Origin of the sequence: uncultured Halopseudomonas sp. (genome assembly GCF_963977355.1) — a bacterium.
Lineage (GTDB): Bacteria > Pseudomonadota > Gammaproteobacteria > Pseudomonadales > Pseudomonadaceae > Halopseudomonas.
Genome location: NZ_CAXBOV010000016.1, coordinates 69,890 through 88,841, shown reverse-complemented (window position 1 = coordinate 88,841; position 18,952 = coordinate 69,890). Strand labels below are relative to the sequence as shown.

Below are 18,952 nucleotides of genomic sequence, written 5' to 3'. Positions count from 1 at the left end.
ATGTTGAGCAGTGTTCTCTTTGATCTGGACGGCACGCTGATCGATACTGCGGACGACTTCATGGCCATCGTTAGCGCTATGCGAAGCGAAGCAGGCCTTGCAGCCGTGGACAATGCACTAATACGCAATCGGGTTTCCGATGGCTCGGCCGGCATGCTGGCTGCGGCCTACTCGCTGGAAGCCGATGACCCTCGCATGGCGGAGCTGCGGAACGAATTCCTGCAACGCTACGAAAAAGACCTGGCTGTTCACGCGTGTGTCTATCCAGGCATCGTTGAATTACTCGAGTGGCTGGAAGCCGAACATATTCCCTGGGGCGTGGTTACCAACAAGCTGAGCCGTTTCAGCGCGCCTCTCCTGGACGCAGTTGGCCTCGGTAGTCGTTGCCACAGTCTGGTGTGCCCGGATCATGTAACTCAGGGCAAACCCCACCCCGAGTCTCTGCTCAAAGCCTGCAGTGAAATGGGCACCGATCCGCAGCATTGTGTCTTTATTGGTGACCATCAACGTGACATCCAGGCCGGCCAGGCAGCTGGCATGGCCACCGTAGCCGCTCTTTACGGTTACATACCACCGGAGGCGGACCCGAGTCACTGGAAGGCCACCCACAGCATACAATCCCCCGTTGAACTGCGCCCTTGGCTAGAGGCAAGACGCAACCAGGAGATATTCGATGTTTGACTATCAAGCCCCACCCAGCCTACTCACCGATCGCGTCATCCTTATTACTGGCGCCGGAGACGGTATCGGCAGAGCCTGTGCGCTCAGCTGCGCAGCTCATGGCGCAACAGTAGTCCTGATCGGCCGCACGCCATCGAAACTGGAAGCGGTCTATGACGAAATAGAAGCTGCCGGCTATCCGCGGCCAGCCATGTGCCCGCTGAATCTGGAGACGGCTCTGGAAAAGGACTATCAGGATCTCGCCGACCAATTATTCGATACGTTCGGCAAGCTCGATGGGCTGGTACATAACGCTGCTCTGCTTGGGCCTCGTACCATGCTGGACAATGTGAAAGCCGAAGCCTGGCTGCAGTTGATGCAGGTCAATGTCAATGCACCTTTCCTGCTGACCAAGGCGATGATGCCTTTGCTGCGCCAGTCTGCAGATGCGTCGGTGATTTGCGTCTCCTCCAGCGTGGGTCGCCAGGGCAAGGCCTACTGGGGGCCTTATGCGGTTAGCAAGTTTGCACTCGAGGGGCTGATGCAGGTGCTCGCTGACGAACAGGATGGTACCAGTGCTATCCGTGTCAACAGCCTCAATCCCGGCGCGACGCGTACCTCGATGCGCAAGGCAGCCTATCCCGGTGAGCCACCGGAGAAGAATCCTGAGCCTGCCGAGATTATGCCCGCTTTCCTCTACTTGCTTGGATCTGACAGCCAAGGTATCAACGGTCAGGCAATAAACGCCCAATAGCCAGCATTTTGACATTGGTATGGCATCGCCCCGCCGATGGACCGGTGCGATGCGGCAAATTTCTGCCGCGCTTGTGCCAAATCAGGCAAATACGTTCCGCATATCATTGTTTAATATGGAATTTAATTTATTGGCACACAACCTGCTTTAAATCGGTTAACCCCAAACCGGCGCGCAGGACTGCTCATGACTCTGACCCAGGGAAATACCATCGATTTTGACTCCGCTCGCTTGAAGCTAAGCGAGAACATGACATCCGTCACTGTCATGCCCGCCGAAAACCGTCAGCTCAGCTTGACTGCGGTTCAGGACAAGCTTACTCGGAGCCTGCAAACCACGCTGGAACTCGATAGAGTTCTGGAACTGTTCTTCCAGGAACTACGCGCTTTCATGGGCCTTGACTGCCTGGAGTACCGGTTGGAGGGAAGGGATCTGCATCAGCGTATTGGACAGTCGAGCCTGCATCGCTGCAGCTATCGTATGACCCATGCCGGCAGCTTCCTGGGCGAGATTCAGTTCAGTCGTAAAAAACGCTTTAACGAAACCCACCTGAAAACGCTGGAAACCCTTCTGGGCAATCTGCTGTACCCCCTGCGTAACGCATTGCTTTACCGTGAGGCGGCCTATTGTGCGCACAATGACAGTCTGACCGGTGTGGGTAATCGCCTGGCTATGGACCGCGCGCTGGATCGCGAGGTCAAGCTATCGATCAGAAATCGCTCGACACTCTCCCTGCTGGTGCTGGATATCGACTACTTCAAGCAGATCAACGATCAGTACGGTCACGCTTGCGGAGACGAGGCTTTAAAGGCTGTAGTCAACTGCGTGCGCAATTGCCTGCGCGGCGTGGACGATGTGTTTCGCATGGGCGGAGAAGAGTTTGTGGTTCTGCTGAGTGACACCGCAGCCCGAGAAGCACGCATGGTCGCAGAGCGCATACGCAGTGCGATTGAAGAAATGCAGTTCCAGACCGACGGGGTATCCATCGCGATTACCGCGAGCATCGGAGTTGCAACCCGGCGCCTGGATGAGGGCAATCGCGAAGTTCTGGATCGCTGCGACAAGCTCATGTACAGCGCCAAGCGAGGCGGCCGTAACCGGATCGCCGTGCAGTAAGCGCTTACTTGCGACCGTGCGGAACCTTGGTACGACGCACCGTACGGGCCTGGTGCATGGATGGCTTGCGCGCCATGCGCTGCATCTTTTCTTTCTCGCTGGTCTTCATCGCCGGTAATGCAATCGACTCCAGCCCCACTTCCTGGCTAAGGGCATCGATTTCATTCTGCTTCATTTCACGCCAGCGACCTACGGGCAGCTCTGGGCCAAGAAATACCGGTCCGAAACGCACACGCTTCAAACGGTTGACCCGCATACCCTGTGACTCCCACAGCCGGCGCACCTCACGGTTGCGGCCTTCCATAAGACATACGTGGTACCACCGATTTATGCCTTCGCCACCGGAGGCAACGATATCTGTAAACCGGGCAGGACCATCATCCAGCATGACGCCCGTCTTCAGCCGCTCGATCATCTCGTCGTCCACCTCACCCATCACTCGCACCGCATATTCACGGTCCATCTGATAGGACGGGTGCATCAAACGATTAGCCAGCTCGCCATCCGTGGTGAACAGCAGCAGGCCGGAGGTATTGATGTCCAGGCGGCCGATATTGATCCAGCGCCCGTGCTTGAGGCGCGGCAGACGATCAAAAACGGTGGGGCGACCCTCAGGATCATCGCGTGTACAAACCTCACCCTCGGGCTTGTTATAAAGCATGACGCGGCGAGCTTCTTCGTTGGCGATATCGCGCTTGACCGGGCGGCCATCGACCAGAATCTGATCAAGGCTGTCGACCCGAGCGCCAAGACTGGCGACCTGGCCATTGACGCTGATGCGTCCGGCTTCGATCCAGGATTCGATTTCGCGCCGCGAGCCAAGCCCAACGCGAGCTAGTACTTTCTGGAGCTTTTCCCCGGTAACGGGGTTTGAGGGTTGGTCTGACATGCTGAGCACCTCCCGGTGTGATGGGTAATTCGAGACCGAGCATCTTATCACCGGTCCTGGGACTGTAACAGCCGATTATCAGCCCTCGGTGCCGTCTCCGCGATCCTTGTTCCCCCCGTCCCTGCTCTCACCTGAGGGATCTTCATCCTCTTGCATATCCGTTGCTTGTGGTCGGAGGTCTTCGAAATCTGTCTTGATATTGGATTCCATCGAGCCCAGCTCTGCCATCAACGTATGAAATCCAGTATCAGCGGCTTCTCGATCCAGCGGCTGGAGTGGCTCGAATGGCATCCAGGGGGTGGCGGCATCCTGATCGGCATCGGCGCCTTCGTCCTGTAATCCGAGCTCCGGTTCCATCTGATCAAGATCGCGTATTTCAGCCAGGGGAGGCAGGTCACTGAGACTGCGCAGATTGAAATGATCGAGAAACTGACGGGTCGTTGCGTACATGGCTGGCCGGCCCGGCACGTCGCGATGGCCAACAATCCTTACCCACTCCCGCTCAAGCAGGGTTTTGACGATATGACTACTGACCGCTACGCCACGCACATCCTCGATCTCTCCGCGCGTAATCGGTTGGCGATAGGCGATCAGCGCCAGTGTTTCAAGCATGGCACGGGAATAGCGTTGCGGTCGTTCTTCCCAGAGCCTGCTGACCCAGGGCGAAAACGATTCGCGCACCTGCAGCCGCCAGCCGCTGGCCACTTCACGCAACTCTATGCTGCGCCCTTCGTAATGACTGGCAATACTGGCCAGGGCGACGCGCAACTCATCAAGACTCGGCTCCCGGCCCTCATCGAAAAGTTCACGCAGGCGATCCAGCGTAAGCGGCCGACCCGCAGCCAGAAGCGCCGCTTCCACTATCTGTTCAATCGTCGGCTGGGACATCATCACCTCGCACTTTCACATGAATGGGCGAAAAGGCATCACCCTGGACCAGGTCGATCAACTGCTCCTTGACGAGCTCAAGAACGGCCATGAAGGTGACTACCACCCCCAGCTTGCCCTCCCCCACGGTAAACAGACTGACGAAAGGCACAAATTGCTGCCCTTTGAGGCGGTCCAGCACCTCGGCCATGCGTTCGCGGGTCGAGAGAATTTCGCGGGTGACCTGGTGACTTTCGAACATATCAGCCCGGCGCAACACCTCAGAAAACGCAAGTAAGAGTTCCTGCATGTCCACTTCCGGGTGCGCCCGGCGACTTTGCACCTGGGGCGCCTCGACACTGGCCACGGTGGTATCACGACCTACTCGGCTCAAGCTGTCGATATCTTCGGCTGCCTGCTTGAAACGCTCATACTCCTGCAGTCGCCGGATCAGTTCGGCGCGAGGGTCGTGCTCCTCATCTTCGTCCTCTGCGTGCCTGGGCAGCAGCATGCGTGATTTGATCTCCGCAAGCATCGCCGCCATTACCAGGTACTCGGCAGCCAGCTCCAGTCGAACGACCTTCATCAGCTCAACATAACCCATGTACTGCTTGGTAATTTCGGCGACCGGAATCTCCAGAATATCGATATTCTGGCGACGAATAAGATATAGGAGCAGGTCAAGGGGGCCTTCGAAGGCTTCGAGAAAGACTTCCAGTGCTTCAGGCGGGATATAAAGGTCCTGGGGCATCTCGGTCACCGCCTTGCCATGCACCATGGCGAAGGGCATTTCCTGCTGTCGACCAGCCACCAGTTGCGCCGGCAGGCTCGCAGCGACCTGGGGCGTCACGACGACGCTTTGCGGCTGCGGGTCCTGCTCGTCGCTGCTCATATTTACTCGCGGTACTGCAGGCCCATGGCCTGACGGACTTCGACCAGGGTATCGCGGGCCGCCTCGCGGGCGCGCTCGGTACCCTCACTGAGTATCATCCGCACCGCATCGGGGTTGGACTCGAAATCAGCCGCACGCTCCTGGATGGGTGCCAGCTCGGTGACGATCGCATCAATAACAGGCTTTTTGCAATCCAGACAGCCGATGCCGGCGCTGCGACAACCTTCCTTGACCCACTCGTGAGTTGCCTTGTCGGTGTAGACCTGATGCAGCTGGAAAACCGGACATTTGGTTGGCTCACCCGGATCCGTGCGCCTCACACGCGCGGGATCGGTCGGCATACGCCGCACCTTGGTGTCCACCTCGTCGCTGGTATCGCGCAGCGTGATGGTATTTCCATAGGATTTGGACATTTTCTGACCGTCCAGACCCGGCATCTTGGAGTCGGGTGTCAGAAGCGCCTGGGGTTCGGGCAGGATGACCTTACCGCCGCCCTCGAGATAGCCAAACAGCCGCTCCTTGTCACTCAGGGTAATATTCTGCTGTTCCTTGAGCAGCGCGCGGGCCGTTTCCAGTGCCTCGGCATCACCCTGCTCCTGGTATGCCTTGCGCAGCTTGCTGTACAGCTTGGCAGTTTTCTTGCCCATCTTGTGGACGGCGGCATCGGCCTTTTCTTCAAAGCCCGGCTCCCTGCCGTAAAGGTGGTTGAAGCGCCGCGCTACCTCACGGGTGATTTCCACGTGAGCAACCTGGTCGGCCCCCACAGGCACCAGACCCGCGCGGTACATCAGGATGTCGGCACTCTGCAGCAACGGATAGCCCAGAAACCCGTAGGTGGCCAGGTCCATATCCCTGAGCTTCTCCTGCTGATCCTTGTAGGTCGGCACGCGCTCAAGCCAGCTCACCGGCGTTACCATCGACAGCAGCAGATGCAGCTCCGCATGCTCAGGCACCTGGGACTGGATAAACAGCGTCGAGGAACCGCCACTTACACCCGCAGCCAGCCAGTCGATCAGCATGTCCCAGACATTCTGCTCGATGTTTTCCGGAGTTTCGTAATGAGTCGTCAGGGCATGCCAATCGGCTGCGAAGAAAAAGCACTCGTACTCATGCTGCAAACGGACCCAGTTTTTCAGTACGCCGTGGTAGTGACCCAGATGCAGGCGGCCTGTTGGGCGCATACCTGATAAAACCCGACGCTGTGAATCAACGGAACTCAATGAGGACTCCTGGAATATTCTTTTTTAGTTGAGATTGGATAATCGTTGGCGATTATACGCATATAAACCACAGAATCATTGCTCTGGAGCACCACCAAAGGGTTCCGGATCTCCCAGGCCTAAGCGCAGCACCTCAGGTTCACCTTCAAGCAGACTGACTACTGTGGTCGGCTCAATGTTGCAGGCTCCGCCATCAATGATCAGATCAAGCTGCTTGCCCAGTCGATCACGGATCATATCGGGATCGGTCAAAGGTAAATCATCGCCTGGCAACATCAGTGTCACACTCATCATCGGCTCGCCCAGGGCTTCCAGCAGGGCTTGAGTAATGGCGTGATTGGGAATGCGCAGGCCGATAGTTCGACGCTTGGGATGCAGCAGACGCCGGGGAACCTCATTGGTGGCGTTCAGAATGAACGTGTAAGGCCCCGGCGTGCTGGCCTTGAGCAGGCGGAAGGTCTGGTTATCCACCTTGGCGTAAACACCGAGTTCAGACAGATCCCGGCAGATCAGGGTGAAGTTATGCTTGTCATCCAGTTGACGCAGACGCCGGATACGCTCCAGTGCGTCCTTGTCGCCCAGATGACAACCCAGGGCATAGGCCGAGTCCGTAGGGTAGGCAACAACACCACCGTTGCGAATGATCTCCGCTGCCTGACGGATCAACCGCACCTGCGGATTCTCGGGATGAATATGAAAATACTGGCTCACGCAGTGATTCCTTGTCGTGTTTTACCGCAGTTTAGCGAGAAAACAACGGATCGTCCCATACCGGAGTGCATTGGGGCGGCAGAGGTGTCATTCGGCCCAGCGCAGTCCAGGGCGACTCGGGGGTATGGAAGTCACTACCGCAACTGGCAAGAAACCCGAATTCTTCTGACAGCTTGCCCAGATAGGCGACTTGCTCGACCGCCTGCTGACCATTGACCACCTCGATACCCCGCCCTCCGGCCTGGGCGAAGTCCTTCAAAGCGCGCCTGAGTTTTGAGCGGGTAAAGCCGTAATGCCAGGGATGGGCCATCACTGCCATACCACCGGCCGCCCGGATCTGACTGACCGCCTCAGGTAGTTCAGGCCAATGCTGCTTGATATCACCCAGCTTGCCCGCCCCCAGCCACTTGCGAAACGCCTCTGCACGATCGCGCACATGTCCGGCCTCAACCATCCAGTCTGCGAAGTGTGGCCGGGCCGGCGGACTCTGCGGGTCACCTCCTGCTGCTACCTGAGCTGCCATAGCTCCTTCCAATGCGTCCGGCATTCGCTTGGCTGCAAGCTTGCGGGCGATCTGTTCTGCCCGCTGCCAACGTCCGTCGCGTACCGCCGCAATCGACTGCAACAGCGCTGGGGATTGCGGATCAAAGCCATAACCCAGCACGTGCAGGGTATGTCCCTGCCACTGCGCCGATAGTTCAACACCGCTGATCCATTGCATACCCAGTTCGCGAGCCGTCTGAGCAGCGACCGGCAATCCATCAAGACAGTCATGATCGGTCAGTGCGATCATCGACACCCCCGCAGACGACGCCTCGCGCATCAGCTCGAGCGGATCGAGCATCCCATCAGAGGCGGTGCTATGCATATGAAGATCAACAATCAATACAGACTCCCGGATGGGTATTGGTAATAAGGGACAAATAGGCCGTAATTTCATTATTATGCAGGCCAAACGCTGACAACACCTAACCCGATGACATAAGTTACAGCCCATGTCATCTATTGAACTGGATCGAGGCTCAACCATGTATTTTGCCATTATGGCTACCGACGTACCCGATTCACTGCCTGCACGCCTGAGTGTACGGCCTGCCCACCTGGCAAGGCTTAATGCGCTGCAGGATGCCGGCCGTCTGCTGGTCGCAGGTCCTCACCCGGCTATTGAATCGGTTGACCCCGGCCCGGCCGGCTTCACGGGCAGCCTCATTATCGCCGAGTTCGCCTCCGCCGAAGCCGCGCAGGCCTGGGCCGACGAGGACCCCTACGTTGCAGCCGGGGTATATGCGAATGTACTGATCAAACCCTTCAAACCCGTTCTGCCAGCCTGAGCCAGGAGCTTTCATGACCCAGAATTTGCAATCCCTTGTCCTGGCCATGTGCCTCGTATTGCCCACTATTGCCCTGGCTCAGGAGCCTGTCGAGTCCGGCAGTGTGAATGCTGGCAGTCCAACGGCAGAACAGGAAACCGATCTGGGAACGCTGCAGGCAGAACTCGCACGGGTGGAAGCCGAGCGCCAGCGTCTGGCTCAACGCCTGGACAACAGCTCGGACTCCCAGGAGCTGCAACGTTTACGCGAGACCAACCGCGAACTGCAGAACCAGCAAATTGAAAATGACGTGCAGGCCAGGGCTTCCCTGGAAAAACAGCGTCAGCAATGGTTCATGGTTGGCGGCGGTACGGTGCTGTTGAGCCTGCTGATCGGTTTCATGCTGGCGCGCAGCAGCAAACGCAAGCGAAACGAATGGATCAATTGATCGAAAACAGGATTCTGATCATTGATGATGATCAGGAGCTCTGTGCGTTATTGTCCGACTGGTTAGGCACCGAGGGGTTCAACCTGACCTGCGCCCACGATGGCGCCAGCGGTCTTGATCTGGCCGTCAAGGACAGCTTCAAGGTCATCATCCTGGATGTAATGTTGCCAGGCATGAACGGGCTCGATGTATTGCGTCGGTTGCGCCAGCAATGCAACACACCCCTGCTGATGCTCAGTGCCCGCGGCGAACCGGTTGACCGCATTTTGGGCCTGGAGCTGGGGGCTGACGACTACCTTGCCAAGCCCTGTGATCCCCGGGAACTGGTCGCCCGCCTTCGCGCTTTGCTACGCCGCAGTCACGCCGTAGCGACCGAGAGCCTTCTGCAGGTCGGAGATATCCGTATCGATACCGATAGCCTCATGGCCTGGCGAGCAGATGAGCCGTTAGCGCTGACCCAGAGTGAAGCGATGATCCTGCGCGCCCTGCTCGAACGGCCGGGTCAGTTGGTTGATCGCCAGAGCCTCTCGCGCCAGGCGTTGGGAAAAGCGCTAGGTCCATACGACCGAAGCATGGATATGCACCTCAGCAATCTGCGGCGCAAACTCGGACCGCATACGGATGGTCGACCACGCATTCAGGTGTTACGCGGGCGCGGTTATCTCTACACCAGCTGATGCGTTCGGACTGATCTTTACACTGCCTTTACCCAACCCATGCCCAGCTTGACGCGACATCCGCGAAACTGTGTTCCATGGCCTGATCCCGGGTCAACATTTACAGGAGCTACCCATGAAACACACCTTTATAGCTTGCGCACTGGTACTAGCCACAGGTTTCTCTGCTCCCGGTTTCGCCGGGCAACACAAAGATCATGAGGGCATGCATGAGCGACGCATGGAGCGCATGGCCGAGGAACTGAACCTGACTGATGAGCAGCAGGACAAGATCGGCGCTATCAATAGTAAATATGCCAAGCAGTACCGCGAACTGAGTCAGGCTCACCGCAAGGAAGTACGCAAGATACTGAGCAAGGATCAACAGGAGAAAATGCAGACGCTGCGTGAGGAACGCAGGGAGAAAATGGATGGGCACAACGGGCGTCACGGCGACAAGCATGGCATGAACACTGAAAGCGACAACTGAGTCCCATGAGACTGTTCTGGAAGGTCTTCGCCGTTCTCTGGCTCGCCACATTACTGGTTGGCGGATCAGGCTTTCTGGTCAGTCGCGCTCTGCAGCAGGACTGGCTCTTGCTGCAGTTCCATCCTCAAATAAAGGACTTTGCCGAAAAGCTGACTAGCCTGTACGAGAAACAGGGACCGGACGAAGCCCAGGCCTGGCTGACAACTCAACGGGAGACTAACCGGTTCCGCGCGCAGCTCTACAGCGATGCCGGCCAGCCCCTGCTCTCGGGCACCCTGCCCCGACTACCACGCTTCGCCCAGCCACCCCCCAATGAAGGTCGTTCGCGAAGCACTCGCCACGGGCGCATGTTTCAATTGGCCTGGAGCTCCGAGCAAGCTGATTACCATCTGAGCTTGTTTGTACCTGCACCCGAACTGTTCAGCTGGCAACGCACACCCCTGGCGTTGTTAGCCAATATCGCACTAGCCATGTTTCTGCTGGCCATTATCAGCCTGCTGCTTAGCCGTTATCTGACTTCTCCGCTACGCCAGTTGGGTCTGGCCGCTCAATCGCTGGCACAGGGCCGGTTCGAGTCTGACCAACTTACCCGCATAGGCCATCGTCGCGATGAAATAGGTGATCTGTCTCGCCATTTCAACCAGATGGGAGAGCGCGTGCAAAGCTTGCTCGACAGTCAGCGCCAGCTCATGCGTGACATATCCCACGAGCTCCGCTCCCCTCTCGCCCGGCTTCGCGTCGGCCTGGCGCTGGGCAACCGACAAAGCCTTCAGCAGAATGACCCACTCTGGTCGCGCCTGGATCGCGAATGCAGCCGTCTGGATGCGCTGATCGAAGACATACTGACCCTGAGTCGGTTAGACAGCCAGGACCAACCTGGCGAAAGATTCTTGTTGGACCCCCTGATATTCGCCTGCGTGGAAGACACCCGCTTTGTTGCCGAAAACCAGCAGATCGAGCTCCGCGGCGCCACCCACTGTCATCTGCTTGGCTGGCCCGATCAGCTGGGCAGTGCAGTGGATAATCTACTACGCAATGCATTGCGGTTTTGTGCACCCGAGGGACTTGTCCGTGTCACCTTGCTCGGCAAATCCGGCTCAATGACCCAGACGGTGTGTCAGATCATCATCGAGGACGATGGCCCAGGCGTGCAGGAGGAGTGGCTTTCACGGTTGGGGGAGCCTTTCCTGCGGCTACCCGGGCAAGCCAGCAACACCGGTCATGGTTTGGGACTGGCCATAGCCCGACGAGCAATCAACATGCATGGCGGCAAACTGTTGTTTGCCCGGAGTGAGTTGGGCGGCCTGAAGGCAACCATTCACCTGTCGGCTCAGTTGGCAGGCCAGTCCTGAAAAAAGTCCGACACATCGAGACTGGGCAAACTTTTCAACGGCCCCACAGGCTGCCCAACATATAAATACGCCACGATACGTTCGTTCTCGCCAAGGCCCAGTCCATCGCGAACCACCGGATGCGAGGCCATTGATCCGGTGCGCCATACGGCGCCCAGACCCATAGCGTGTGCGGCAATCAACATGTTACCCACCGCCACTGCGCAAGACATATCCTGCTCAAGTGTCGGCACCTTGGGATGAACGCGATGTGAGGCAATCGCCACGATCACCAGTGGCGCTCTTTCAGGTTTGCGTCGCACGCGCTCCAAAGCCAGCGGATCCAGACCGGGTGAATCCGCCAGCGCAGCCTTGGCAAAAAGATCCCCAAGTCGCCGCTGTCCATCGTCTTCGATTACCAGAAAACGCCAGGGGCGCAACCAGGCGTGATCTGGCGCTCGCAATGCGGCGTGAAACAGTATCTCCCGCTGCTGCGAGGTGGGCGCAGGACCCTCAAGGCGCGTTACCGAAACGCGTTCGTGCAAAGCTGTCAGAGCATCCATCAACCAGGTTCTCCCGTAATATCAGGGTCAGGCGTCTTGCGCTCCAGGTACTGCTCACGGTATTGGCCAGGCGGCATACCGAACCAGCGTTTGAAGGCGCGAAAAAAGTTGCTGGGGTCAGCAAAGCCCAACAGGTAGGCCACTTCCAGAAGCGTCAGCCTGCGTTGACGCAGCAGCTGCATGGCCAGCTCACGGCGCGTTTCGTCCAGAAGGTGCTGAAAGCTGGTATTTTCCTCCTGCAACCGGCGCTGAAGCGTGCGCGTACTCATGCTCAGTGCACTTGCTACGGCCTGACGCTTGGGTTCGCCCTGCGGCAACAACCGGCATAACACCTGGCGCGCCTGATGGGTTACCCGGGTGTGTTCGAAGCGGGCAAGGTAATCTCCGGCAAACTGATCATGCATTTGCGCCAGGGTCGCATTACCCGACGCCAATTTCGCATCCATTACTTCCCGCGCAAAGCTCATACTGTATTGGCTCGCACCGAAATTCAGCGGACACTGAAAGAGACTTTCGTAAGGACTTGTGTCGGCGGGCTGCGCGTAGGCAAAGCTGACCTGCAGGGGCACTATATGCTCGCCCGTCATCCAGCGAAAGAAAGCCAGAATATAGGCAAGAGCGGCGTCGTGGCTCTGGCGCGGCGCAGGTACGCTGTCACCATGAATGTGCAGCTCCATCGTGTACCTGTCCGGGCTTGGCGACAGGGAAATATCGGATGCTTCGCCTATGATGCGCTGATAGCGCACCAGGCGCGCGACGCCTTCACGCAGATTGGTGCTCGATAGCAAAGCGAAACCGACCACATTGAAATGCGCCGGCCGTATGACCCGGGCCATATTCAGGCCTATGGCGGGATTATCCGAGAGCTCCACCGCCAGGCCCCATAAACCGGTCATCTGGTCCTGGGGGATACGCGCGTCCGGATCGTTCAACAGCGCATGGTCCATACCCAGCTTTGCAAAAAGATCCTCGCCAACAAGCCCTGTCAGCTCCAAAGCCTGCACAATGGCCAACGCCCAACTTGAGGAAGTAGTGCGCTCAAGCTGGGTCATGATTGTCTCGCATGTTGCAATTGGGCTGCCGGCAATAGGGCTATTGGTTGCACACAGAGCCCGACTTTGTAACTGGTCATAATGAAATCAGGAAAAAAACAGGAAACATGGCTTTGGCACGTGCAGTCATAGGGTGACCTCTGGTGGCTGTTCTATAGTCAAAGGATACCCTATTCACCGGAGAAGCAGCATGGAACAGACTGATTCAGGGAACCCGGCAGGCGAGAAGGCTTTTCAGTCCTTCGCCGAGTTCTACCCGTTTTACTTGAGCGAGCATGCCAACGACACGAGTCGCAGACTGCATTACATCGGCAGTCTGCTGGTCCTGTGCATATTGGCCTGGGCAATACTGTCCCAGAACTGGCTGCTGTTGATTGTTATTCCGGTAGCCGGCTACGGCTTCGCTTGGGTGGGACATTTTTTCTTCGAGAAGAACCGACCTGCCACCTTCAAGTACCCTCTGTACAGCCTAATGGGCGACTGGGTAATGCTTCGCGATGCCCTGACCGGCCGAATCCGCTTCTGACACCGAACGGAGTGTCAGCACAGCGACAGTCTGATGTGAGACCGTGGATATATACTGCATACAAGTACAAATAGAGGAGTAATCCCATGAGCGAGCAGCGTGCAGGATTCAAAGCCATGCAGGAAGGTACGCCCGAAGACTGGCAGTTGATTTCCAGTCACTTCAAGGCTTTCTCCACGGGCCTGCCTGACCGGGTCATGACTCACCTTAAATTGCTCGACGGCGATTACGGCGGGTTTCCGATTGACCGTCTGGAGCACTCACTGCAGACCGCGACCCGGGCGCACCGCGACGGGCAGGACGAGGAGTATGTCGTCTGTGCCCTGCTGCATGATATCGGTGATACCCTCGGCTCCTTTAATCATCCGGATATAGCTGCAGCCATACTCAAGCCGTTCGTATCGGAAGAAAATCTGTGGATGGTCGAGAAGCATGGTGTATTCCAGGGCTACTACTTTTTCCATCACCTTGGCATGGATCGTCACCTTCGCGACCAATTCAAGGACCACCCCTTGTATCAGCGCACTGCAGAGTTCTGCGCGAAATACGACGCGACAGCATTCGATCCCGACTACAAGTCCGAACCACTGAGCTTCTTTGAACCGATGCTACGTCGCGTCTTCGCCAAGCCCAGGCAGTCGATTTACAAGGCAGTAGGCAAGGACGCCAGCGCAGCTTGATGAACAGGTCGGCCCTGCTGGGCCGACTTCCCGATACTGCCCAATTAACACAGTATCTCCTTTGCAGTTTCCCTGAACACCGATGCATATTATGATCTGAGCCTGAATAGCCCCGACTGATCCGGGGGAGACTGTTCGTGCGCTCGTCATCCCTCGCCCGACAATCGCTCCCAGAACAATAATCTATCAGCGGGCCACTTTGCGCGTCAGGGAAAAACTGACCATGATCTTCAACACCCGCGTTCAGCCGGTCAAACCGCCCCTCGAGGGATTCCACTCAAGGGTCATCGCCTATCTATGCGTAGCGATTACATTCAGCTCAATCCTCTTCGAGCAGGGATTCAATGCGATCCACGCCGCAGTGGTGGCTTATGCCCTGCTCTATCCGCACCTTGTGCGTTTTCTTATCAACAGAATCAGGAATCTGCAGCCGTTCCATAGCCGTCTCGCACTGCTTGGTGTTGACGGCCTCAACACGGGGGTCTTCATTACCCTGTGTGCCTTCAGCGCTGTCCCTAGCATGGTATTCATACTGCTCATCAGCTTTTCCAGCATCATTATTGGCGGACCGGTTTTCATGCTCACCGGATGGCTGCTGGTATTGCTGGGCGTCATTGTCTCTAGTGCGGTTGTGGTGCCTCAGGTCGCTTTGCATACCACCACTGTGGTGGCGTTTAGTAGCCTCTTGAGCGGCGGTGCTTTTACGCTGATCATGGCCGCCTTTGTCTATCGCCAGGGCCGTACGCTGGCCCAGGCGCAGAAAGTCATAAGCGCAGAACAGGAAAAGACCGCCAGACTCGCCACCAGCCTGTCGAAATATCTGTCGCCCCAGGTCTGGGAGTCGATTTTTACCGGCAAGCAAAGCGTGCAACTGGAAACCCGGCGCAAGAAACTTACGGTGTTCTTTTCAGATATTCGCGGCTTCACCGAGCTGGCCGAGGAAATGGAGGCCGAAGCTCTGACGGATCTGCTCAATAATTACCTGAACGAGATGTCCCGCATTGCATTGCAATACGGTGGCACCATCGACAAGTTCATCGGTGACTGCGTGATGATCTTCTTCGGCGACCCCGTCAGCCAGGGCGCCAAGCAGGATGCCGAGGCCGCTGTATCCATGGCCATTGCCATGCGCAAGCATATGAAAGTGCTGAGACAGCAATGGCGCAGCAAGGGCATTACGCGGCCCCTGGAAGTACGCATGGGTTTAAGCACCGGTTACTGCACAGTGGGCAACTTCGGTGCCAACACACGCATGGATTACACTATTATCGGTCGGGAAGTGAACCTGGCCAGTCGACTGGAAAATGCCGCTGAATCAGGGGAAATTCTGATTCCCCATGAAACCTATTCACTGGTCAAGGACCTGATCATGTGCCGCGACAAGGGACAGATCAATGTGAAGGGATTTTCAAAACCCGTGCAGATCTACCAGATAGTCGGCCTGCGCCGCGACCTGGGAGCTGCGCCCTCCTTCGTCGAGCACGAAATGCCTGGCTTTTCGATGTATCTCGACACCAGCGGCATTCGCAATTACGACAAGGACCAGATCATCAAATCACTCGAGCAGGCCGCCCGCAAACTTCGGGACAAGGTTATTATCTGACCCCTTCTCCTGTCAGTGCTGCGGCGCTGACAGGCTCTGCCAGCTCGGTTTCCGGCGCCCACTGATAAAGTTCGATACGCCCATCAAGGTGCTCGATCAATGCAGTGCAGGATTCTACCCAGTCCCCGCAATTGTGATAGTCGATGCCATTGACCCGGCGAATTTCCGCATGATGGATATGACCACAAACCACACCCTGGTAGCCCCGCTTGAGGCACTCATGGGCAAGCGCCTGCTCGTAATCACTGATAAAGCTGACGGCACTTTTGACCCGGTGCTTGAGATAGGCCGACAGTGACCAGTAACCGAATCCGAAGCGGCTTCTCCAGAAATTCAACCAGCGATTGAGCACCAGAGTGAACTCATAGGCGTGGTCACCCAGAAAGGCCAGCCAGCGATGGCACCGGGTTATCACGTCAAACTGATCACCATGGGTCACTAGTAGCGTGCGCCCATCCAGCGTCTTGTGCTCAGCTTCATCCACCAGATGGATATTACCCAGGACAAGGCTGGTATAGCGCCTCAGGAACTCGTCGTGGTTGCCAGTAATGTAGGTAACCCGAGTTCCGCGCTTGCTCATGGTCAGCACCCGACGCAGTACATTGGTATGCGCCTGCGGCCAGTAGATGCCGCTGCGCAGACGCCAGCCGTCGATGATATCGCCGACCAGATACAAGTGATCGCACTCGTGGTTCTTGAGAAACTGAGCGAGTTTGTCTGCCTGGCACCCCTTCGTACCCAAGTGCAGATCGGATATCCACAGGGTACGTACCCTGTGCTTGAATTCCGGCAAGATCGTTTCGGCTTGGCTCATGGTTCATTCTCCCTGGCATGCCATTGCAGCGTGGTGGTGCGCCCTTGCAGCCTGATGACAGGAAAATGACCATTGCATGACAACCGGTCTCAGCAGTGGTACGGCAGCCGCTGTAATGACGCCAATTTACGCCTGCGCTCGTATACAATACGTCCGTTCAGATCCCGGTCCGTATTCAGGTTATCCCATGTTCAAACGCATACTCTTGTTGCTACTGATCCTTGCTACTCCTTTCGCCACAGCTCAGGAATTGCGCACGGGCCTGGTTCTATCTGGGGGCGGTGCGCGCGGGCTGGCACACATAGGCGTTCTGAAGGAACTGGAGGCGCGCAACATTCCTATCCATGCCATCGCAGGCACCAGCATGGGCGCTGTTATTGGCGGTCTGTATGCGGCGGGATACAGCGCTGCAGAAATCGAGGAAATCGCGCTGGAGCTGGATTGGCAGACCACGCTGGGTGATGACCCTCTGCGTGAAGATATTCCTTTCCGACGCAAGCAGGACGACCGGGACTTTCTGGTAAAGCATCGTTTGAGCTTCGACCGCGGCCGCTTGAATCTGCCACTCGGGCTACTGCAAGGCCAGAACCTGGGACTGGTACTGGAAACCTTGCTGGTGCATACCAACGACATAGATGACTTCGATCGTCTACCGATCCCGTTTCGCGCAGTGGCAACCAATATTGCGACCGGCGAAGCAGTCATTTTCGATCAGGGACATTTGCCCCTGGCTATCCGCGCCAGCATCGCCTTGCCGGGGTTCTTTGCGCCGGTGAACGTCGACGGCCAGTTGCTGGTGGACGGCGTCCTGGTCAAGAACCTGCCGGTAGACGTAGCCCGTGCAATGGGCGTTGACCGCCTGATCGTGGTGGATATCGGAACACCCCTGAAGTCCACCGAGCAGCTCAACTCACTGATCGACGTGATGGACCAGACAACCACCCTGTTGACCCGCACTAATACCCAGGAACAACTCGACACCCTGGGCCCCGAGGATGTGCTGATACAGCCCGAGCTCAGTGCCATGGGCTTCAGCAGCTTCGACGAAGCTGCATTCGCGATCAATGCCGGCTCACAAAGCCTGGAAAAACATCCGCAGCTCGAACTTTATGTGGCGGGCAACGGACAAACTGCGACCACCCCAAACCCACGTGACATCAGGCCAGAACGGCAGCCGGTTATCCATGCGATACGCGTTGAAAACAGCGGAAAAGTAGCGGACGAGGTGGTGCGCAGCATGATTCGTCAACCGCTCAACGAGCCGCTGAACCTGGATCGTCTGGAAACCGACATGGGGACCATTTACGGTACAGATTACTTCAGCCGGGTGAATTACGAGATCATCCATGGCGAGCAGATCAATACGCTGCTGATACGCACCAGCGGGCGAGAAACAGGCACTGATTACCTGCGCATCGGACTCAGTCTTGCAGACGATTTCAATGGCGGCAGTCAGTTCAATATTGGGGCCAGCTTCCGCGTCAACGGGGTGAATCCGCTAGGTGCTGAATGGCTTTCGCGGGTACAGATAGGCGAGCACCAGATCCTCTACAGCGAGTTTTATCAACCCTTGGACTACGGTTCACGATATTTTATTGCACCCTTCGTTGATGCCGAGGCACGCAACGTTGAGGTCATAACCGATAACGATCCGGTTGCCGATTACCGGCAGAAACGCTACGGGGCAGGCCTGAACCTTGGCCGGCAGATTGCCAACAATGGCGAGTTACGCTTTGGCATTTCCCGTTACCACGGCGAGGCAGATGTGCGTGTCGGGGATCGAGATTTGCCATCATTCGGATTCCAGGAAGCCTTCTATAGCGTGCAGCTGGACCGCGATACACTGGACAACGTCAATTTTCCGCGATCAGGGGATGAGGCACGCGCCGTCTGGCGTCAGTCCGAACCCGACCTGGGAGCAGATGAGCGTTATCGCCAGGTAGAGTTGCGCGTCAACAAGGTTATGGCTTCGGGCCCCAACAGTATCCAGTTTGGCGGCTCACTGGGGCGTACTGATGGCGACGTCGGCGTGGCGCAGAGCAGCTTTCTGCTTGGCGGGCCGGGGCAGTTCTCGGGCTTTCGGCAAAACAGCCTGGCGGGGCAGAATTACAATCTGGCCCGGCTGCTTTACTACCGCCGTCTCAATCCCGGTAAATTCGTACCCGTTGGACTACCGGTATACCTAGGAGCCAGCTTTGAGTATGGCCGGGTATACAATAAGGACGATGACGGCTTCGACACGGGTTACATAGGCGCCGGCAGCCTGATGCTGGGGCTAGATACCGTTCTGGGCCCTCTGTTCTTTGGCGTGGGCGCCAATCAGGAAGGCGAAAGAGCACTTTACATGAAGCTAGGCCAGACCTTCTGAGC

General features: G+C 57.1%; 20 protein-coding genes and 1 pseudogene. 12 read left to right on the top strand and 9 right to left on the bottom strand.

Annotated features, from left to right (window positions below):
• From AAC076_RS10725 to AAC076_RS10715, 3 genes are all read left to right on the top strand, one after another.
• A complete protein-coding gene (locus AAC076_RS10725; RefSeq protein ID WP_339845388.1) occupies positions 1-681 on the top strand; it encodes an HAD-IA family hydrolase in 681 nt (226 codons plus the stop codon).
• Positions 674-1,414, top strand: a complete 741-nt coding sequence (locus AAC076_RS10720) for a YciK family oxidoreductase (RefSeq protein WP_339845387.1) — start codon at positions 674-676, stop codon at positions 1,412-1,414. Before AAC076_RS10725 ends, AAC076_RS10720 begins: the two co-directional genes overlap by 8 nt.
• 186 nt (positions 1,415-1,600) lie before the next feature.
• Positions 1,601-2,530 (top strand): GGDEF domain-containing protein, encoded by a 930-nt coding sequence (locus tag AAC076_RS10715; RefSeq protein ID WP_339845385.1) that lies wholly within the window; start codon positions 1,601-1,603, stop codon positions 2,528-2,530.
• Between the two features lie 58 nt (positions 2,531-2,588).
• Here the strand turns inward: AAC076_RS10715 and rluB are convergent.
• From rluB to AAC076_RS10685, 6 genes and pseudogenes are all read right to left on the bottom strand, one after another.
• Positions 2,589-3,419: pseudogene (rluB, locus tag AAC076_RS10710) on the bottom strand (23S rRNA pseudouridine(2605) synthase RluB); the annotation flags it as partial.
• A gap of 78 nt (positions 3,420-3,497) precedes the next feature.
• Positions 3,498-4,307, bottom strand: a complete 810-nt coding sequence (scpB, locus tag AAC076_RS10705) for an SMC-Scp complex subunit ScpB (RefSeq protein WP_339845383.1) — start codon at positions 4,305-4,307, stop codon at positions 3,498-3,500.
• Positions 4,288-5,076, bottom strand: a complete 789-nt coding sequence (locus AAC076_RS10700; RefSeq protein WP_339845416.1) for a ScpA family protein — start codon at positions 5,074-5,076, stop codon at positions 4,288-4,290. The genes scpB and AAC076_RS10700 overlap by 20 nt, the downstream gene beginning before the upstream one ends.
• A gap of 104 nt (positions 5,077-5,180) precedes the next feature.
• Complete coding sequence (locus AAC076_RS10695; RefSeq protein WP_339845381.1) at positions 5,181-6,398, bottom strand: tryptophan--tRNA ligase; 1,218 nt, start codon at positions 6,396-6,398, stop codon at positions 5,181-5,183.
• Between the two features lie 75 nt (positions 6,399-6,473).
• Positions 6,474-7,109 carry an L-threonylcarbamoyladenylate synthase gene (locus tag AAC076_RS10690; protein ID WP_339845378.1) on the bottom strand — a complete coding sequence of 212 codons (636 nt, stop codon included), beginning with the start codon at positions 7,107-7,109 and terminating at the stop codon, positions 6,474-6,476.
• A gap of 31 nt (positions 7,110-7,140) precedes the next feature.
• A complete protein-coding gene (locus AAC076_RS10685; RefSeq protein ID WP_339845376.1) occupies positions 7,141-7,995 on the bottom strand; it encodes a PHP domain-containing protein in 855 nt (284 codons plus the stop codon).
• 142 nt (positions 7,996-8,137) lie between these two features.
• On the opposite strand from AAC076_RS10685, the gene AAC076_RS10680 reads away from it, so the two are divergent.
• The 5 genes from AAC076_RS10680 (at position 8,138) to AAC076_RS10660 (ending at position 11,365) form a co-directional block, all read left to right on the top strand.
• Positions 8,138-8,440 carry a YciI family protein gene (locus AAC076_RS10680; RefSeq protein ID WP_339845414.1) on the top strand — a complete coding sequence of 101 codons (303 nt, stop codon included), beginning with the start codon at positions 8,138-8,140 and terminating at the stop codon, positions 8,438-8,440.
• Positions 8,441-8,453: 13 nt separating this feature from the next.
• Positions 8,454-8,867: a hypothetical protein gene (locus tag AAC076_RS10675; protein WP_339845374.1), complete on the top strand. Its 414-nt coding sequence runs from the start codon at positions 8,454-8,456 to the stop codon at positions 8,865-8,867.
• Complete coding sequence (locus AAC076_RS10670; RefSeq protein ID WP_339845371.1) at positions 8,855-9,544, top strand: response regulator; 690 nt, start codon at positions 8,855-8,857, stop codon at positions 9,542-9,544. The genes AAC076_RS10675 and AAC076_RS10670 overlap by 13 nt, the downstream gene beginning before the upstream one ends.
• 115 nt (positions 9,545-9,659) lie before the next feature.
• Entirely contained in the window at positions 9,660-10,013 is a 354-nt protein-coding gene (locus AAC076_RS10665) for a Spy/CpxP family protein refolding chaperone (RefSeq protein WP_339845369.1), read from the top strand.
• Between the two features lie 5 nt (positions 10,014-10,018).
• Positions 10,019-11,365 (top strand): HAMP domain-containing sensor histidine kinase, encoded by a 1,347-nt coding sequence (locus AAC076_RS10660; protein ID WP_339845368.1) that lies wholly within the window; start codon positions 10,019-10,021, stop codon positions 11,363-11,365.
• On the opposite strand, the gene AAC076_RS10655 is transcribed toward AAC076_RS10660, so the two are convergent.
• A complete protein-coding gene (locus AAC076_RS10655) occupies positions 11,344-11,907 on the bottom strand; it encodes a nitroreductase family protein (RefSeq protein WP_339845367.1) in 564 nt (187 codons plus the stop codon). The genes AAC076_RS10660 and AAC076_RS10655 overlap by 22 nt on opposite strands.
• Positions 11,907-12,959, bottom strand: coding sequence for an AraC family transcriptional regulator (locus AAC076_RS10650; RefSeq protein WP_339845366.1), 1,053 nt, complete (start codon positions 12,957-12,959; stop codon positions 11,907-11,909). Before AAC076_RS10650 ends, AAC076_RS10655 begins: the two co-directional genes overlap by 1 nt.
• 190 nt (positions 12,960-13,149) lie before the next feature.
• Between AAC076_RS10650 and AAC076_RS10645 the strand changes: the two genes are divergently transcribed.
• The 3 genes from AAC076_RS10645 (at position 13,150) to AAC076_RS10635 (ending at position 15,768) form a co-directional block, all read left to right on the top strand.
• On the top strand, positions 13,150-13,485 hold the full coding sequence (locus AAC076_RS10645) for an Mpo1-like protein (RefSeq protein ID WP_339845365.1): 336 nt from the start codon (positions 13,150-13,152) through the stop codon (positions 13,483-13,485).
• Between the two features lie 86 nt (positions 13,486-13,571).
• Complete coding sequence (locus tag AAC076_RS10640) at positions 13,572-14,165, top strand: HD domain-containing protein (RefSeq protein WP_339845362.1); 594 nt, start codon at positions 13,572-13,574, stop codon at positions 14,163-14,165.
• Between the two features lie 223 nt (positions 14,166-14,388).
• Entirely contained in the window at positions 14,389-15,768 is a 1,380-nt protein-coding gene (locus tag AAC076_RS10635; RefSeq protein WP_339845360.1) for an adenylate/guanylate cyclase domain-containing protein, read from the top strand.
• Here the strand turns inward: AAC076_RS10635 and AAC076_RS10630 are convergent.
• Positions 15,761-16,582: a UDP-2,3-diacylglucosamine diphosphatase gene (locus AAC076_RS10630; protein WP_339845358.1), complete on the bottom strand. Its 822-nt coding sequence runs from the start codon at positions 16,580-16,582 to the stop codon at positions 15,761-15,763. The genes AAC076_RS10635 and AAC076_RS10630 overlap by 8 nt on opposite strands.
• A 187-nt stretch (positions 16,583-16,769) precedes the next feature.
• Between AAC076_RS10630 and AAC076_RS10625 the strand changes: the two genes are divergently transcribed.
• Positions 16,770-18,950, top strand: a complete 2,181-nt coding sequence (locus tag AAC076_RS10625; RefSeq protein ID WP_339845355.1) for a patatin-like phospholipase family protein — start codon at positions 16,770-16,772, stop codon at positions 18,948-18,950.
• The last annotated feature ends 2 nt before the right edge of the window (positions 18,951-18,952 follow it).

What these genes read in the sequence shown, in the direction of transcription:
- AAC076_RS10725 (WP_339845388.1), top strand. Translation starts at nt 1, where the DNA reads ATGTTGAGCAGTGTTCTCTTTGATCTGGACGGCACGCTGATCGATACT.
- AAC076_RS10720 (WP_339845387.1), top strand. Translation starts at nt 674, where the DNA reads ATGTTTGACTATCAAGCCCCACCCAGCCTACTCACCGATCGCGTCATC.
- AAC076_RS10715 (WP_339845385.1), top strand. Translation starts at nt 1,601, where the DNA reads ATGACTCTGACCCAGGGAAATACCATCGATTTTGACTCCGCTCGCTTG.
- scpB (WP_339845383.1), bottom strand. Translation starts at nt 4,307, where the DNA reads ATGTCCCAGCCGACGATTGAACAGATAGTGGAAGCGGCGCTTCTGGCT.
- AAC076_RS10700 (WP_339845416.1), bottom strand. Translation starts at nt 5,076, where the DNA reads ATGCCCTTCGCCATGGTGCATGGCAAGGCGGTGACCGAGATGCCCCAG.
- AAC076_RS10680 (WP_339845414.1), top strand. Translation starts at nt 8,138, where the DNA reads ATGTATTTTGCCATTATGGCTACCGACGTACCCGATTCACTGCCTGCA.
- AAC076_RS10675 (WP_339845374.1), top strand. Translation starts at nt 8,454, where the DNA reads ATGACCCAGAATTTGCAATCCCTTGTCCTGGCCATGTGCCTCGTATTG.
- AAC076_RS10670 (WP_339845371.1), top strand. Translation starts at nt 8,855, where the DNA reads ATGGATCAATTGATCGAAAACAGGATTCTGATCATTGATGATGATCAG.
- AAC076_RS10665 (WP_339845369.1), top strand. Translation starts at nt 9,660, where the DNA reads ATGAAACACACCTTTATAGCTTGCGCACTGGTACTAGCCACAGGTTTC.
- AAC076_RS10660 (WP_339845368.1), top strand. Translation starts at nt 10,019, where the DNA reads ATGAGACTGTTCTGGAAGGTCTTCGCCGTTCTCTGGCTCGCCACATTA.
- AAC076_RS10655 (WP_339845367.1), bottom strand. Translation starts at nt 11,907, where the DNA reads ATGGATGCTCTGACAGCTTTGCACGAACGCGTTTCGGTAACGCGCCTT.
- AAC076_RS10650 (WP_339845366.1), bottom strand. Translation starts at nt 12,959, where the DNA reads ATGACCCAGCTTGAGCGCACTACTTCCTCAAGTTGGGCGTTGGCCATT.
- AAC076_RS10645 (WP_339845365.1), top strand. Translation starts at nt 13,150, where the DNA reads ATGGAACAGACTGATTCAGGGAACCCGGCAGGCGAGAAGGCTTTTCAG.
- AAC076_RS10640 (WP_339845362.1), top strand. Translation starts at nt 13,572, where the DNA reads ATGAGCGAGCAGCGTGCAGGATTCAAAGCCATGCAGGAAGGTACGCCC.
- AAC076_RS10635 (WP_339845360.1), top strand. Translation starts at nt 14,389, where the DNA reads ATGATCTTCAACACCCGCGTTCAGCCGGTCAAACCGCCCCTCGAGGGA.
- AAC076_RS10630 (WP_339845358.1), bottom strand. Translation starts at nt 16,582, where the DNA reads ATGAGCCAAGCCGAAACGATCTTGCCGGAATTCAAGCACAGGGTACGT.
- AAC076_RS10625 (WP_339845355.1), top strand. Translation starts at nt 16,770, where the DNA reads ATGTTCAAACGCATACTCTTGTTGCTACTGATCCTTGCTACTCCTTTC.